Consider the following 15,269-nt stretch of genomic DNA (forward strand, 5'->3'; position numbering starts at 1 on the left):
GCAGGAGCACGGAGGGCTTGACCCGGACGCGGCCCTCCGTGCTTAAGCAGATGCATGCACCCTGCACGCGCGCTCGTCCTTGGCTGCCTGCTGGTGGCGACGGCCGCCACCGCCTCCCCTGTCGTCCAGCTTCCCGAAGGCGCGCGGGCGGTGGAGGTCATCCCCAAGGGCGTGCTGTGCGGCCCCGTGCGCGGCGGCTGGGTGCTGGGGCCGGAGGGCCGCACGCTCAAGCCGCCCACGCGCGCGGATGAATCCAACCGCACGCTGGAGCTGAAGGTCGCCGCGGACGAGGCCTCCTGCGCCACGGCCACCGAGACCGTGGTGGTGGTGGCCACCGGCCCCTTCCCGCGCATCGACAGCGCCTCCACCACGTTCTACCCGGACGACGGGCGGCTGGAGCTCAAGGGCACCGGCCTGAAGAACGTGGCCATCGCCTGGTCCGGGACGCCCCGGGGCGTGGATCCGAAGACGGCCTCCCTGGACGGGCAGGACGTCTGCATGGAGCCCAACGGACCCAACGAGTGCGCCGTCCCGCTGACGCCCGGCCTGCCCACGGACGCGGTGCTGTCCTGGGTCCCCGCCTACGGCCGCCGGGGCGCGGACGTGTCCACGTACGACGCCAACGGGCGCTTCCTGGACGACGAGTACTTCCGCCTGCGCCCCGGCCGCACCGTGCTCACGCGGCCCCTGGTGCAGTCCTCCGGCGTGGACCTGTCCAAGGGCCCCGGCTACGCGGCGGTGACGCACTCGGAGGCCATCGCGTCCGTGGACTGCGGCACCGCGCGATGCGAGGTGACCGAGGGCGCTGTGTCCATCCGCAACGTGCCGGGGCTGAACCCCACGGTGGCGCTGCGCCTGCGGCTGGTGCCGCGCGTGTTCTTCGCGAAGGGGGACGCGCTGGAGACGTCCTTCTCGGAGACGCTGCCCGTGCTCGCGTGCCCCATCACCGCCGTGGAGGGCACGGTGCTGCGCGACGCGGAGAACTCCGGGCTGGTGATGCGCCTGGACGCGTCCTGCGCGCACGACCCGCGCGGCCTCTTGTGGACGGTGAACGGCGCGCGCGTGCGGGTGGAGCGCGTGGTGAAGGCGCAGGACGGCACGTACGTGCTCCTGCGCACCAGCGGAACCAACGAGCCCCAGGTCGTCGTCACCGCCATCACGTCGCGCGTGGACGGCACGGTGGTGGCGTCGGATACGGCGGACACCCATGCGGCCCCCGTCCCCCGCGCGACCCTGGAGCTGCCCGGCCACGGCGCCATCGACTTCGTGCCCACCAACCGCCCCGCGGAGGTGACGGTGGCGTCCAACGGCGGCCTGGGCCGCTTCGTGCTGCGCCCGCTGGGCGGGGCCTACACCGTGACGGTGCGCGAGTCCGCCACGCTCATCCAGGGCGAGGCGACCTCCGGCGGCTTCGTGTCGCTGCGCTTCGGCTACCGGCTGCCCACGCTGCCGGCGGAGCTGGCCACGTCCGACCTGTTCCTCACCGACGAGCGCGTGCAGCGCGCGGTGCGTGAAGCCAGCGTGCCCACCAACGTGGAGAACCTGGTGGAGCTCGTCTGCGCGGACAAGGAGGGCAACGACGAGAAGCTCTCCCCCAGCCGTCCGCACCGGCTGGAGTACGCCATGCGCAACACCTGCCGCGTCGTCGTCCACCGCGAGCGCCTCACGCCGGAGGAGGGCAACCAGGAAATCACCCTGCGCATCACCGTGACGAAGTCGGACGGCTCCGTCCGGGGCGAGAGCAGCGTGGACCAGCGCCTGTTCCTGCGGCCCAAGGGCGAGATGCGCGTCATCCCCGTGCAGGGCAACCTGGGCCAGTACGACCGCATCCTCGTGCAGGTGGCGCACGTCGCGGACGAGTCCCGCTACGCCCTCTCCACCGTGGACCGCACGGGCCTGCCGTCCGCGCAGTGGACCGCCATCGTGCGCGGCGGCATGTTCCGCCTCTACACCATGGCCACCATCCCCGCGGGCCTCTACCGCGCGACGCAGCCCACGGGACAGCTGGCGGTCAACTTCGGCGTGCTGTCGCGCCTGGCGCTGCTCAACAACGAGGGCCAGGAGCGCCTGCTGGGCATTGAAATGGGCCTGATGGGCCTGGGCCTGGTGCCGCAGTCCGGGGACATCCAGTTCCCGCCCACGCTCGCGGCCGTGCTGGGCCTGGGGCTGCGGGTGCCCATTGGCCCGGGCGCGGCGGTGGGCGCCAACGCATGGATTGCCCGCGAGTTCCGGGGCGACATCACCCGGCGCACCAGCGGCGACCCCACCACCGACACCGTGGTGCCCTCCAGCAAGTGGTCCTTCATCTTCGGGCCCAGCATCTCCGTGGGCAACGTGGGCTTCAACCTCTGAGGCCCACGCCGCGCCCGGAGGCTACTTGCCGAGCAGCGCCCTCAGGAACCGCCGCACCTCTGGCGGCCCCTCGACACGGTAGGCCGCGCGCGTGTGCTTGTTGCCCGCGTGCACGGTGATGCCGCCCGGGGGCACCGCGGCGAAGAGGTCCTCGTCGGTGACGTCGTCGCCCAGGGCCACCACGCGCACGTCCGGCGCCTCCTCCTTCAGCACCTCCGGCACCACGCGGCCCTTGTTGACGCCCCGGGGCCGCACCTCCACCACCCGGTCCCCGGGCAGGATGTGCATGGGCTCCTGGGAGAACTTCTCGTAGAGCAGCAGGCGCAGCTCGCGCGCCTGGAGCGCGCCGAACTCCGCGTCCACCTTGCGGTAGTGCCACGCGAGCGACGCCGTCTTCTCCTCCACGAACGAGCCCGTCACCCGCGCCGCGAACGTGTCCAGCACGGACTTCACCTTCGGCTTCCACTCGAAGGACACGCCCGGCAGCGCCTGCCACGGCTGGCCCCGCCGCATGCGCGACCACAGGCCGTGCTCCGCGTGCAGCCCCGCGGGCAGCTCGCTGAACCACGCCTCCAGCGTGTCGCGCGGGCGGCCGCTCACGATGTGCACGGACAGGTCCGGCCGGGCGCACAGCTCCTTCAGCAGCGTCATCAACTCCGCGTCCGGCGCGGCCAGCTCCGGCGTGGGGGCGAAGCCCACGAGCGTGCCGTCGTAGTCCAGGAACAGCACCTTGCGGCCCGGCCCCTTCAGCTTCTCCACGGCGAGCATGCCGTCCGGCAGCGGCGGCTTCTCCTCCACGGAGGGAAGCCCCTGGAGCCGGTCCAGGAAGCTGGCCACCCACCAGTGCACGTCCCGCGTCTTCACGCCGGCGCGCAGGGAGCGCATGCGCTCCTTGCGCTCGGGGGCGGGCATCTCCAGCGCCTGTTCGATGGCGTCCGCCATGCCCTCCACGTCGTAGGGGTTCACCAGCAGCGCGTCGCGCATCTCCGACGCCGCGCCCGCGAACTCGCTGAGCACCAGCACGCCGTCCTCGTCCGGGCGGGCCGCGCAGAACTCCTTGGCCACCAGGTTCATGCCGTCGCGCACGGGCGTCACCAGCATCACGTCCGCGCCGCGGTAGAGGCTCACCAGCTGCTTCTCGTTGAGCGAGCGGTAGAGGTAGTGCACGGGCGTGCTGTGCACGGTGCCGTAGAGGCCGTTGATGCGGCCCACCAGTTCGTCCACCGTCTCGCGGTACTCGGCGTAGGCCTGCACCTGCGTGCGGCTGGGCACGGCCACCTGGATGAAGCGCAGGCGCCCGCGCAGGGACGGCTGCCGCTCCAGCACGCGCTGCACCGCGAGCAGGCGCCGGGGAATCCCCTTGGTGTAGTCCAGCCGGTCGATGCCCACGAGCAGCCGCTCATCCCGCGAGCGCTCGTGCAGGACCTTCACCTCGTCCATCACGGCGGGCTCGCCCGCCAGCGTCTCGAAGGCGGTGGCGTCGATGCCCATGGGGAAGGCGCCCACGCGCACCTCGCGCCCCTGGAAGAGGACGCGGTCGACGTCCGTGTCCAGCCCCAGGTGCCGCAGGAGCGTGCCGGAGAAGTGCCGCACGTAGCTCACCGCGTGGAAGCCGATGAGGTCCGCGCCCAAGAGGCCCTTGAGCAGCTCCCCGCGCCGGGGCAGCGTGCTGAAGATTTCGGAGGACGGGAACGGGATGTGGTGGAAGTAGCCGATGCGCGCGTGCGGCAGGCGCGCTCGCAGCATCCCGGGCACCAGCATGAGCTGGTAGTCGTGCACCCAGATGGTGTCGCCCGGCTGATAGTGCTTCGCGGCCAGGTCGGCGAAGCGCTCGTTCGCCTTGCGGTAGGCGTCCCAGTCCCGGTCCTGCCGGGGGACGCGGTCCAGCATGTAGTGACACAGCGGCCAGAGCACCCGGTTGGAGTAGCCCTCGTAGAAGCGGCTGACCTCGCTGGCGGACAGGTACAGCGGCACGCAGCGCAGGTCCGCCAGCTGCTTCTCCACCTGCGCGCGCTGGGCATCCGTCAGCCGGGAGACATCCCCGGGCCAGCCGATCCACATGCCCCCGGAGCGCTCGTGCGGGCGGCTGAGCCCGGTGGCGAGTCCCCCGGCGCTGCGCACCACGGAGACAGAATCCTTCTCCGCCTTGACGGTGACGGGAAGACGGTTCGAAACGAGCAGGAGTCGAGCCATAGACCCACTAGCTCTATTCACCTCTTCCGGGAATGGCTACCACCTTGTGCGCCTGGCTGACGTTTGAGGGCCCCTGGCCCGCCCGGGACCAGCCGAGCCGGACCAGCAACGCGGGCTCCCGGCCAGCCTTCCAGATGAATGCATCCAGCACGTAGTGCGTGGCCTGCGGCAGCGCAAGCAGCGGCACCACGAGCGCCAGCACATCCGCCTCCAGGGCGGGTCCACCGTCGCCAAACAACACCGGGCGGTCGTGCCACACCAGCACGTCCCACAACCCCTCTTCCATGAGCGCCAGTCCCGCGAGGAACAGCAGGAAGCCCGGCAGCCCCGCACGCAGGAGCACGCCCATGTCGCCGAAGCCCCCTTCCGCGTGGCGCCCGCGTGCGTAGCGGAACAGGAGCGCGAAGTACGGCACGCCGTGCAGCACCACGTTCATCACCGTGAACGCGAAGTCGTCCCGCGCCAGCACGATGCCGCCGAACCACGCCACCCACGTGGCCACCACCAGCAGCACCTTGCCGGCCTGCACGCCTTCACCGCGCGCGATGCGCACGGCCTGGAAGCCGGCCCACAGCGTGAGCACCGCCGCGTGCGCGCCCAGCGCCGCGGTGCCCATCCACCGCGGGAGGCCGGAGAGGAAGTCGTTCTCCACGAACCACCAGAACGCGCGGGGCAGGTTCGCGTGCCACCACACGACGGGGCCCAGCGTGGCGGCGTAGACGGCCGCGGCGTCCAGGCGCCGCTCGAAGGCGGACGCGCGCGCCTTGCGGTCGTAGAGCGCCACCCAGCCGTACTGCTGGCGGATGAAGTGGAACAGCGCCACGTACGCGAACAGGCTCCAGAACGCGGCCGGGGACACCATGTACGCGAAGACGCCCGCCGTGTACGCGGCGAGCGGCGCGCCCACGTAGAGGCCCGGGCGGCGAGACACCTCCTCGCCATCCAGGTACGTGCGGAACAGCGTGGACCAGACGTGCGCCACGTCCACGCCCACCACGAACAACAGCCACGCCCACGCGGGCGTGTCCCCCACCGCCCCCAGCCACGGCGCGGCCAGCACGAAGGCCACGGACACGAGCGCGCTGCCGGCGAACACGGTGAGGTCCACGCCACGGCCGAACAGCCAGGCCTGCGCGGGCGAGAGGAGACGGGGCATCGGGCCCGGGAGATTAGCGCATTCTCCGGCCCTCCCCGGTCCTGGCGCACCCACCTGATTTACCCGGTATCCAATCAATCCATTACATTTGAGCAATCATTGGGACGAAAGCCGCTCGCGGCCATGACAGCCCGTGCGTGTCATTCCATACGGGGGATTCGTTAGGCTTTGCGCCGCGCGTCCTCCTTCATCCGCCGATCCCCGTCTGGACGGGCGCGCTTCCACGCCCATGCGCCATGCCTCATCCGTTCCGGCCCGCCGGAACGCGACGTCCTCCACGCTGCTCTGCCTGCTCCTCGCCGCACTTCCCGCCCTGGGCGCCGAGCGCGCCCTGCCCTGGGAAGGGCCGGCCTTCACGGCCTCCGCCTCCGCCATGGCCGCCAGCGCCGCGAAGCTTCCCGCGCCCGCCGGGGGCGGAGACGTGGAGGTGCTGCTGCGGGAGGGCAACTACCAGGAGCTGGGGCCCCACCGCTGGCGCACCACCCACCGCAACGTCTTCCGCATCCTCACCGCCGCGGGCGTGCGCCAGTGGGCCGAGGCCCGCGCCGAGTGGTCCCCCTGGCGCCAGCAGCGCCCCGTCCTCCGCGCCCGCGTGATTACACCGGACGGGAAGGAGCACCCGCTGGATGAGGGGACGCTGCACGACGCGCCCGTGGAGGACTCCGCGCCGGACGTCTACAGCGACACCCGCGCGTTGCGCGCGCCGCTGCCCTCGCTGCGGCCCGGCAGCATCGTGGAGATGGAGTCCGTGGTGGAGGACACGCAGGCGTTCTTCGACGCGGGCGTCGTCACGCACTTCTACTTCGCCAGCCCCGTGCCCGTGCGCAAGGTGCGCCTGGCCATCGACGTGGCCCCCAGCACCCAGCTCGCGCTGCGCGTCCAGGGGCTGCCGCTGGAGCCGCTGCCGCAGCACCAGTCCGACCGCAAGCGGCTGAGCTTCGAAGGCGGGCCCTACGCCGCCGTGACGCCGCTGGAGGCGGACCTGCCCGCCGCCCAGGCCTTCCAGCCGCACGTGGCCTTCTCCACGGGCCGCTCCTGGAACGAGGTGGCCCGGGCCTATGACGCCATCGTGGAGGCGCAGCTGGACGGCGCGTCGCTCCAGGCCCGGGCCCGCGCGCTCGCGAAGGGCACCAAGGACCGCCGCGTCGTGGCGCAGCGGCTCTTGGAGGAGGTGCGGGAGTCGGTGCGCTACACGGGCCTGGAGTTCGGCGCCGCCGCCATCGTCCCCGCACCGCCGAAGCAGGTGCTCGCGCGCCAGTACGGCGACTGCAAGGAGATGTCCACGCTGCTCGTGGGCCTGCTGCGCGGCGCGGGCATCCCCGCGCACGTGGCGCTGGTGCGCTCCGGGCGCGAGGACGTGCCGGAGCTTCCGGGCATGGGCTTCTTCAACCACGCCATCGTCCACGTCCCCGGCACGCCCGCCCTGTGGATCGACCCCACGGACCCGGGCGCGGAGGCCGGGATGCTCGCCCCGGAGCTGCAGGGGCGCCACGCGCTGGTGGCCGCGCCGGACACCCAGGGACTCACCGTCATCGACGAGTCGCTGCCTTCCGCGAACACCGCCCTCTTCACCCGCACCGTGGAGCTTTCCGACGAGGGCCCGGCCCGCGTGAAGGAGACGCGCGAGCTGTCGGGCTCGCTGGCGGTGCAGTACCGCCGCATGCTGCGCGCGGTGCGCCCGGACGACCTGCGCCGCAACCTGGAGGCGCTCGCCACCGCGCAGTACCAGGGCACCCTGGAGGGCATGAAGCACACGTCGCTGGAGGAGGGCTCCGGCCCCTTCCGGCTGGAGCTGGACGTCGCGTCCGCGCGCTTCGCCACCACGGGCTGGCGCAGCGTGCGCGTCCCGTTGCGGCTCGACTCGCCCCTGGCCTGGCTGCCGGACTCCCTGGACGACGTGCGGGAGCTCTTGCCGGATGAGCTGGGCCGCAAGCCCGTCCTGCCCGCGAAGCGCAAGGCGGACCTGGTGCTCCCGGTGGCCTACCGCGCGGAGGTGCGCTACCGCCTGCGCCCGCCCCAGGGGTTCGCCGTGCGGACCGTCCCCCGCGACGAGACGCTGCCGCTGGGGCCCGCGACGCTCGCGCTGGGCTACACGCGCGAGTCCGACGGTGGCCTCACCGCCACCTTCCGCTTCGACACCGTGAAGCGCCGCTACACGCCGGACGAGGTGACGGCCTTCCGCACCGCGCTGGCCACGTTCGCGCACCGGCCGCCGCTGGAGGTGGAGTTCGAGGACCGGGGCGCCCGGCTCGTCGAGGCGGGGCGGGTGAAGGACGGCCTGGACCTCTACGAGAAGCGGCTCACGTCGCGCGCGGAGTCGGCGCAGGTGCGCGCGCGCTACGCCGGCACGCTCCTGCGGTTGGGCTTTGGCGGCCAGGCCCGCATCGAAGCGCGCCGGGCCGTGGAGCAGCGGCCGTCCTCGCCGCTGGTCCACCACGTGCTCGCGTGGGTCCTGCAGCACGACCCGCAGGGCCAGCCGATGCGCCCGGGCGCGGACCTGGAGGGCGCGGTGGCGGCATGCCGCAAGGCCATCGCGCTGGAGCCGGACAACATCGCCGCGAACGCGCTGCTGGCGGACCTGCTGGAGCACAACCGCGAGGGTGAGCGCTTCGGCCGGGGCGCGCCTCTCACCGAGGCGGTGGCCACCTGGCGCCACCTGCGCGACGACCTGCACGCCCAGGACGTGGATGACCGGCTCATCGCGGCGCTGTTCCGCTCGGGCGCCACCGCCGAGGCGCTGGAGGCCGCGCGCCAGGCAGCGCCCTCCGACCTGCGGACGAAGGTGCTGGTGATGACCACGGCGGAACGCCAGGGCATCCCGGAGGCCATCGCGGCGGCGGACCTCGAGTTCGAGGGGCCGGACGCGCGCCGCCAGGCGCTGGCGCTCGCGGGCAACCACCTGCTCACGCGGGGCCGGGCGGGCGACGCGGTGAAGCTCTTCGAGGCGGCGCTCAAGGGCGCGTATGACCCGGACCGACAGTTCCAGTTGGAGCTGGCGAAGAACGCCCGCGACGGCAAGAACGCGAAGGAGGAGAAGGGGCCGGAGGCGCTGGTGCGCCGCATCGTCAAGGCGGCCTGGACGGCGCGTGACGCGAAGGACTTCAAGGCCACCATCCGCCCCCTGCTGTCCAACCGCGACCGCGAGGACAGCACGCTGGGCCGCAAGCTGGAGCTGCTCCAGGCCCAGGCCTCGCGCTTCTCACGGACCTCCCTGGACACCGTGGGCGAGTCCTCCATGGCGGACCTCGCCGTGGCCGCGCTCGACCTCAAGGTGGAGGGCCAGGAGAAGATTGGCTACCGGGTGCGGCTGAAGTTCCTGCTGGGCGCGCAGGTGTACGAGGACGCCTGGTACATCGTGAACGAGAGCAACCAACTGCGCCTGCTGGGCTCGGTGACGGATCCGCGCCCGCTGGGAGCGGAGGCGCTGCGGTGGCTGGATGCCGGCAAGCTCAAGCAGGCCCTGGTGTGGATTGAATGGGCCGTGGCGGACACCCGCGCGGTGGGGCCGGCGGGCCTGTCCCCGCTGGCCTCCTTCGCGAACACGCTGCGGGGCTTCTCCGGGGCGGAGGGCGTGACGCACCTGCGCGCCGCGTGCGCCTACCTGGGCGCGAGCACGGGGGACGCGCGCGTCCTCGCCGCGCTGCGGGCCCAGGCGCAGTACGCGTCGGGCGACGAGCGGCACCGGCTGATGCTGGCGTTGGCGGTGGCCACGCGGGCGAGCGGCCAGAGCCCGAACGCCGAGGTCATCCTGGACGAGGTGCGCTCGGACGTACCGCAGTCCGCGGATGCCTTCTGGCTCAAGCGCGAGATGCTCACCGAGCGCGGCCGGTGGGCGGAGCTGCGCCAGGTGTCCGAGAGCCGGCTCGGGCTGCTGCACACGGACAGCCTGGGCTTCGAGTCGCTGATGCTGGCCTCCCTGAACCTGGGCGACTGGGCGCGCCTGGACGAAGTCACGCGCGAGTTGATGGACCTGGGCGGCGCGGGTGCGGACGCGTACCGGACCCTGGCCTGGGCGGCGCTGCACCGCGGCCGGGTGAAGCCCGAGGACATCGCGTGGGCCCAGAAGGCCGTGCGCCTGGGCGCGGAGGGAGACACGACGCCCACCACCCTGCTCGCCGCGCTGCTGGTGGAGTCCGGCAAGCTGGTGGAGGCACGCAAGCTGGTGGACGACGCCATGGACCTGGGCGGCGCCGACACACCGGCGGACGCGGGCCTGCTCTACGTGAAGGCCCGGCTCGCGGAGTCCTTCGGGTTGACGGAAGCGGCCCGGGGGCTCTACCGCGCGGTGCCTCCCGACGATGCGACCGACGCGCGCTCGTTCCACCGGCTGGCGCAGGCCCGCCTCCACCGCCGGGGCGCCGCGTCCCCCGCGACCGCGACCCGGACGGAGTGAGCCGGGTGCGGGTTTCCCCCTGGGTCCGCCACCACCGGACTCTTTCTGCCTGATCAGAAAATACGGCTGGCAGCGGCGGTGGCGGACAGCCGCCGTGAAATCTTCCTGAGACAAAGGGGTGGCTCAAAGACAACAACCCGACACGTGTGACTAACTTGCAAGGTTTTCCTTTCCGGGCGTTATCATGGTTGAAGACACACAGACGCAGGGCTGACCGCGGAGGCTTTCATGTCCGGAATGTCGATGATGAATGGACTGGTTCACACCGCCGACCTCGAGTGGAAGCCGCTCGGTCCTGGAACGTCCTACCGCCTGCTGCGCGTGAGCGCGGAGACGGGCGTGTGGAGCGCCATCCTGAAGATGGAGCAGGGCGCCGTCTTCGCGCCGCACAAGCACCTGGGCCCGGCTGAAATCTTCATCCTCTCCGGCTCGACGCAGGACCGCCTGGGCATCACCCGCGCGGGCGACTACGAGTTCGAGCCGCTGGGCGCCGAGCACCCCGCCACCACCGCGCTGGAGGAGTCGCTCGTGCACTTCACCGCGCACGGCCCCATCGCGTTCCACGACGACAAGGGCCGCATCGTGATGCTGCTCGACTCGGAGTTCTTCCTGAAGGCGCAGGAGCAGGAGCCGCAGTACAGCGTCAAGAAGGCGGCCTGACGCACGACCGCGGTGCTGTGTTTCATACGTCGGGCGTCTGACATTGACACCCGACGTCAGGGTTGGCGGCCAGACGTCAGGCCGCCTCCAGCAGGCGCAGGAAGGCCCTGGCCGCGTCCGCGTCGCTGATGTTCTGGAGCCCCTCGCTCACCTGCAGCTCCGTGGACACGACGCCGGGCACGCGCGTCTGTCCGAAGCCCCACGCCACCCAGACGCGGTCCTCGCGCGCGATGCGGTCGCGCTGCTTCGCGTAGGCCTGGGGTGAGCCGCGCAGGAACACGTGGAACATGTTCGTCTGCACCGGCTGCGGCAGCACGGTGACGCGCGGGTCCGCCGCGATGAGCGCGGTGAGCGCCTTCGCGCGCTTCACGTAGCCGGGGATGGCGGCCAGCGCCGCGTCGAGGCGCATGGCGGCGGAGGCCACCAGCGGCGCCAGGTGGAACAGGTTGCCGCCGTGGCGGTGCCGCCACACGCGCGCTTCCTGGATGAAGTCGCGGCTGCCCACCAGCATCGCGCCGCCAATGCCGCCCACCATCTTGTAGAAGGACACGTAGACGGAGTCGAAGCCCTTGCAGATGTCCGCGTAGGAGCGGCCATAGAAGGGCTGGCTCTCCCACAGCCGAGCGCCGTCCATGTGCAGCTTCACCTTCCTGTCGCGGCAGGTGCGCTTGAGCTCCTGGAGCTGCTCCCACGTCTGGAGCTGCCCGCCCAGCCAGCGCACCGGCAGCTCCACGCTGACGCTCCCCAGCGTGTCGCGCGCACCGGCCACGTCCTCCGCCAGCAACGGCCGCGTCCACGGGCCCAGGTACACCGCGCGCAGCTGGTGCAGCACGGAGTAGGCGTCGTCTTCATGCAGCACGTGGTGTGACGACGGGTGCACGCCCACCGTGCGCACGTTGCTTGCGTCCGCGTAGATGCGCAGCGCGATGAGCTGCGCCATGGTGCCCGTGGGCATGAAGCACGCGTCCTCGAAGCCCAGCAGGTCCGCGATCTTCTTCTCGAAGGCCTGCACGAAGTCGCCGTTGCCGTAGGTGTCGCTGGACAGCTTCTGGCGCTGCATCCACTCGCCGATGCGCACGTACTCCGCGCCGTCGTCGGACGTGGAGGTGACGGGCAGGGACGCGATGCAGCTCCGGTGCAGCTGGGCCATCTCCTCCGGCGAAGGCGAGCCCGGCCTGGGCGCGGGGGCCTTCGCGTTCGCCGCGGGGACGCCCGCGAGCCCCGGCGACTTCGTGGTGCGCAGGGACGGCGTGCCCCCGTCCGGGGCCGCCTCGCCCCGGCTCGGGAACAGCGTGGAGCCCGCGAGCAGGCTGGTGAGTCCGAGGAACTCCGCCCGGCTGAAGCGACTGTCCTTCATGTGCCCTACCCTCCCGCTTCGGATGGCTATAACCAACTGGCGCTCTTGAGCCCCATTCCCGCCAGGGCCCGCTCCGCGGCCTGCACGCCGAACCAGTTGGCCTCCTCGAAGAGGGCCATGCCGCCCAGGTCCGTGTGCGCGAAGTGCAGGTGCCGCCCCAGGCTCTGTTGCGCGGAACGGCGAGCCTCGCCCCAGATGAAGCCGGGCTGGGGCCGCACCATGGCGTGGCCCCAGCGCTGCACCTCCAGCCGCTGCGCGAGCGCGCCCACCCCGGGGTGCGCCGGCAACAGGTCCGCCATCACCAGCGCCTCCCAGTCCCCGTACGTCGCGGAGAGGGCCTGATTGCGCTCCGCCTTCACGTCCGCGCCGGCCATGGGCAGGTACCAGGTGAGCACCGTGGGCCCGCGCACGTCCTGGCGCAGCGACTGGTGCGTGGCGACCACGTAGCCCAGGCTCCGGCTCTCGTAGAAGACGTTGTCCCAGGCCAGCGGGAAGCCTCGCGACGCCGGCGGCGCGGACACCGTCAGGTTGGCCACCACCCACGGGCTGTAGACGAAGGCGTCCATCCACGCGGGGCGGGCCTCGCGCCACGGTGCCACCACGTGCGCGGCGACGAAGCGCGGGCACGCCAGCACCACCTGCCGGGCGTGGAAGGCACGGGGCGCCCCGGTGCGCGCATCCAGCGCGTGCACGCGGCAGCCGTCCTCGCCCGGCTCCACCGTGTGCACCAGCACCTGCGTCTCCAACTGGCGCGGGCCCAGCGACGACGCCAATTGCTTCACCAGCCGGCCGTTGCCCTCGGGCCAGGAGAGGAAGCCGTCGCTGCGCTCCCCCTTCCCGTTCTGCCGCGCGGCGAAGTACCAGATGCCCGCCCAGGCGGAGACATGCTCGGAGGTCGCGCCGTAGTCGTCGCGGCACGCGTAGTCCACGAACCACTTCAGCCGGGGCGAGCGGAAGCCCTCCGCCTCCATCCATTGCGCCATGCTCACCGCGTCCAGCGCGGTCCACTCCGCGTCGTCGCTGGAGAGCGCCCCCGGCACCGCGAACGCCTTGCGCCCCTTCGCGTCGCGCGCGGCGGCGAAGGCGTTCATCCGCGCGTCGAAGCGCTCCAGCTCCGCCAGGTCCTCCGGGCTCGCGCCCGCGCGCAGGTACAGCCCTTCGTACCAGTGGCCCCGGTAGAAGACGCGCTCGTCGGGCTCCTGGATGAGCAGCTCCTCCGCGAACGACGGGTGGCCCTCCGCGTCCACGCCGGTGACGGCGTCCATCTCTCGCAAGAGGCGCATCACCGGCCCTCTGTCCTCCAGGGGGGAGGGCAGGTAGTGCGCGCCCCACGGGAACGCGGACACGGCGTTGCGTCCGGAGCGGGACGTGCCCCCGGCCTCCGTCTCCAGCTCCACCACGCGCACGTCCTTCACGCCCGCGGCGGACAGGCGCCACGCGGCGGACAGCCCGGCTGCGCCCGCGCCGACAATCAACACGCCCACCGGTTCGAAGTCCTGCGCGCGCGGCAGCGGCCCTGTGCGCAACTTGTGGCCGGTGTCCACCGCCCGGTCCACGATGGCGCCCGGCACCGGCGCGCGAGCGGCCTGCCGCGTACAGGCGCTCGCCACGGAGGCGCCCAGGAACGCTGCCACCAGCTCGCGCCGCGTCAGTTCCACCGGCGCCACTCCTCTTCGTAGTAGTGCACCAGCACCTGGTTGTTCAGCCGGTTCACCTCCGCCGGCAGCGGCGCCATGTCCGGGGAGAAGCGCGTGAGCCCCTCCAGCGTGTCCTCGTCCAGGAAAGCCAGCCCCTCCGGCAGCGCGCGGAGGCGGCCGGCCGGCTCCTGCGCCACCAGCACGTAGCCCCACTCCCCGAAGGACGGCACCAGCGCGTGGTACGGCTGCGTCCAGAAGCCCGCCGCCTTCAACGTGGTCTCCACGCACCAGAACGAGCGCCGCGCGAACAGGGGGCTGGTGCTCTGGATGACCGCCACGCCGCCCGGCGCCAGGCGCTTCTTCAGAATCTTGTAGAAGCCCGTCGTGTACAGCTTCCCCAGCGCGAAGTTGTTGGGGTCCGGGAAGTCCACGATGACGACGTCCCAGGCGTTGGCGCCTTCGGCCAGGAACTGCATGGCGTCCGTGTTGATGACGCGCATCTTCGGGTGCGTCATGGAGTGGTGGTTGAGCGCCGCCAGCTCCGGGTAGTTCATGGCGAGCCCGGTGATGGCGGGGTCCAGGTCCACCAGCGTGACGGACTTCACCTCCGGATACTTCAGCACCTCGCGCGCCGCGAGCCCGTCACCGCCGCCCAGGATCAGCACGTGCTCCACCTTCCGCGCGCGCACCATGGCCGGGTGCACCAGGGACTCGTGGTAGCGGTACTCGTCGATGCTGGCGAACTGGAGGTTGCCGTTGAGGAACAGCGAGAAGCCCCGCTTGCCGCGCGTGACGATGATGCGCTGGTAGGGAGAGCTGGTGGCGTGGACGACGTCGTCCGCGTAGAGCTGGTCCTCGTAGAACGTGGTGAGCCGGTCCCCCAGCGCGAAGCACACCAGCAGCCCCGCGCACAGCGCCACCGCCTTGACGCGCAGGCGCACGGGGTTGGCCAGGATGGGCGCGAGCAGCCACGTGCTCCACAGCCCCACGCCCGCGTTGAGCAGGCCGAAGAGCAGCGACGTGCGCACCAGCCCCAGCTTCGGCACCAGCAGCAGCGGGAAGGCCACGCTGGCCGCGAGCGCGCCCAGGTAGTCGAACGTCAGCACCTGGCTGACCAGGTCCTTGAACTTGAGCTGGTCCTGCAGGATGCGCAGCAGGAGGGGAATCTCCAGCCCCACCAGCGTGCCGATGACGAGCACGCTGCCGTACAACACCACGGGGAACACGCTGGTGAGCGTGAAGGTGAGGAAGAGCATCGGCGCGCACAGCCCGCCGACCAGGGCCACGGCCAGCTCAATCTCCACGAAGCGCTGGGCCACCCCGCGCTCCACGAAGCGCGACAGGTAGCTGCCAATGCCCATGGCGAAGAGGTAGCCGCCAATGACGGTGGAGAACTGGGTAATGCTGTCCCCCAGCAGGTAGCTGGCGAGCGTCCCGACGATGAGCTCGTAGATGAGCCCGCACGTCGCGATGACGAGGACGGTGAGGAAGAGCAGCGTCTTGTTCAAAGCGTCACGTGTT

Annotated in this window: 8 protein-coding genes; 3 read left to right on the forward strand and 5 right to left on the reverse strand. The window is 71.8% G+C overall.

What is annotated here, in order from left to right:
* Nucleotides 1-54: 54 nt before the first annotated feature.
* The gene (locus tag JYJ93_RS37055) at nucleotides 55-2,352 is read left to right on the forward strand and encodes a hypothetical protein (RefSeq protein WP_206799383.1); all 2,298 of its coding nucleotides are present in this window, start codon (nucleotides 55-57) and stop codon (nucleotides 2,350-2,352) included.
* Nucleotides 2,353-2,373: 21 nt separating this feature from the next.
* Here JYJ93_RS37055 and JYJ93_RS37060 read toward each other — a convergent pair whose 3' ends face one another.
* Nucleotides 2,374-4,545, reverse strand: a complete 2,172-nt coding sequence (locus JYJ93_RS37060) for a bifunctional alpha,alpha-trehalose-phosphate synthase (UDP-forming)/trehalose-phosphatase (protein WP_206799385.1) — start codon at nucleotides 4,543-4,545, stop codon at nucleotides 2,374-2,376.
* A gap of 13 nt (nucleotides 4,546-4,558) precedes the next feature.
* Nucleotides 4,559-5,701, reverse strand: a complete 1,143-nt coding sequence (locus JYJ93_RS37065) for a hypothetical protein (RefSeq protein WP_206799387.1) — start codon at nucleotides 5,699-5,701, stop codon at nucleotides 4,559-4,561.
* Between the two features lie 229 nt (nucleotides 5,702-5,930).
* On the opposite strand from JYJ93_RS37065, the gene JYJ93_RS37070 reads away from it, so the two are divergent.
* Both JYJ93_RS37070 and JYJ93_RS37075 read left to right on the forward strand, forming a co-directional pair.
* Nucleotides 5,931-10,094 (forward strand): DUF3857 domain-containing protein, encoded by a 4,164-nt coding sequence (locus JYJ93_RS37070; protein WP_206799389.1) that lies wholly within the window; start codon nucleotides 5,931-5,933, stop codon nucleotides 10,092-10,094.
* A 246-nt stretch (nucleotides 10,095-10,340) separates the two neighbouring features.
* Nucleotides 10,341-10,754 carry a cupin domain-containing protein gene (locus JYJ93_RS37075; RefSeq protein ID WP_206799390.1) on the forward strand — a complete coding sequence of 138 codons (414 nt, stop codon included), beginning with the start codon at nucleotides 10,341-10,343 and terminating at the stop codon, nucleotides 10,752-10,754.
* Between the two features lie 76 nt (nucleotides 10,755-10,830).
* Here the strand turns inward: JYJ93_RS37075 and JYJ93_RS37080 are convergent, their stop codons facing one another.
* The 3 genes from JYJ93_RS37080 to JYJ93_RS37090 are packed head-to-tail and all read right to left on the reverse strand — an operon-like array spanning nucleotide 10,831 to nucleotide 15,256.
* Complete coding sequence (locus tag JYJ93_RS37080; RefSeq protein ID WP_206799391.1) at nucleotides 10,831-12,111, reverse strand: beta-eliminating lyase-related protein; 1,281 nt, start codon at nucleotides 12,109-12,111, stop codon at nucleotides 10,831-10,833.
* 26 nt (nucleotides 12,112-12,137) lie between these two features.
* Nucleotides 12,138-13,769 (reverse strand): FAD-dependent oxidoreductase, encoded by a 1,632-nt coding sequence (locus JYJ93_RS37085; RefSeq protein WP_206799392.1) that lies wholly within the window; start codon nucleotides 13,767-13,769, stop codon nucleotides 12,138-12,140.
* Nucleotides 13,760-15,256 carry a polyamine aminopropyltransferase gene (locus JYJ93_RS37090; protein WP_206799393.1) on the reverse strand — a complete coding sequence of 499 codons (1,497 nt, stop codon included), beginning with the start codon at nucleotides 15,254-15,256 and terminating at the stop codon, nucleotides 13,760-13,762. The genes JYJ93_RS37085 and JYJ93_RS37090 overlap by 10 nt, the downstream gene beginning before the upstream one ends.
* Nucleotides 15,257-15,269 lie beyond the last annotated feature (13 nt).

The sequence above is a fragment of the Corallococcus sp. NCSPR001 genome (assembly GCF_017309135.1).
In the GTDB taxonomy this organism is placed as follows: Bacteria; Myxococcota; Myxococcia; order Myxococcales; family Myxococcaceae; genus Corallococcus.

Coding starts and splice junctions, on each gene's coding strand:
- JYJ93_RS37070 (WP_206799389.1), top strand. CDS start 5,931: ATGCGCCATGCCTCATCCGTTCCGGCCCGCCGGAACGCGACGTCCTCC.
- JYJ93_RS37060 (WP_206799385.1), bottom strand. CDS start 4,545: ATGGCTCGACTCCTGCTCGTTTCGAACCGTCTTCCCGTCACCGTCAAG.
- JYJ93_RS37080 (WP_206799391.1), bottom strand. CDS start 12,111: ATGAAGGACAGTCGCTTCAGCCGGGCGGAGTTCCTCGGACTCACCAGC.
- JYJ93_RS37075 (WP_206799390.1), top strand. CDS start 10,341: ATGAATGGACTGGTTCACACCGCCGACCTCGAGTGGAAGCCGCTCGGT.
- JYJ93_RS37065 (WP_206799387.1), bottom strand. CDS start 5,701: ATGCCCCGTCTCCTCTCGCCCGCGCAGGCCTGGCTGTTCGGCCGTGGC.
- JYJ93_RS37055 (WP_206799383.1), top strand. CDS start 55: ATGCACCCTGCACGCGCGCTCGTCCTTGGCTGCCTGCTGGTGGCGACG.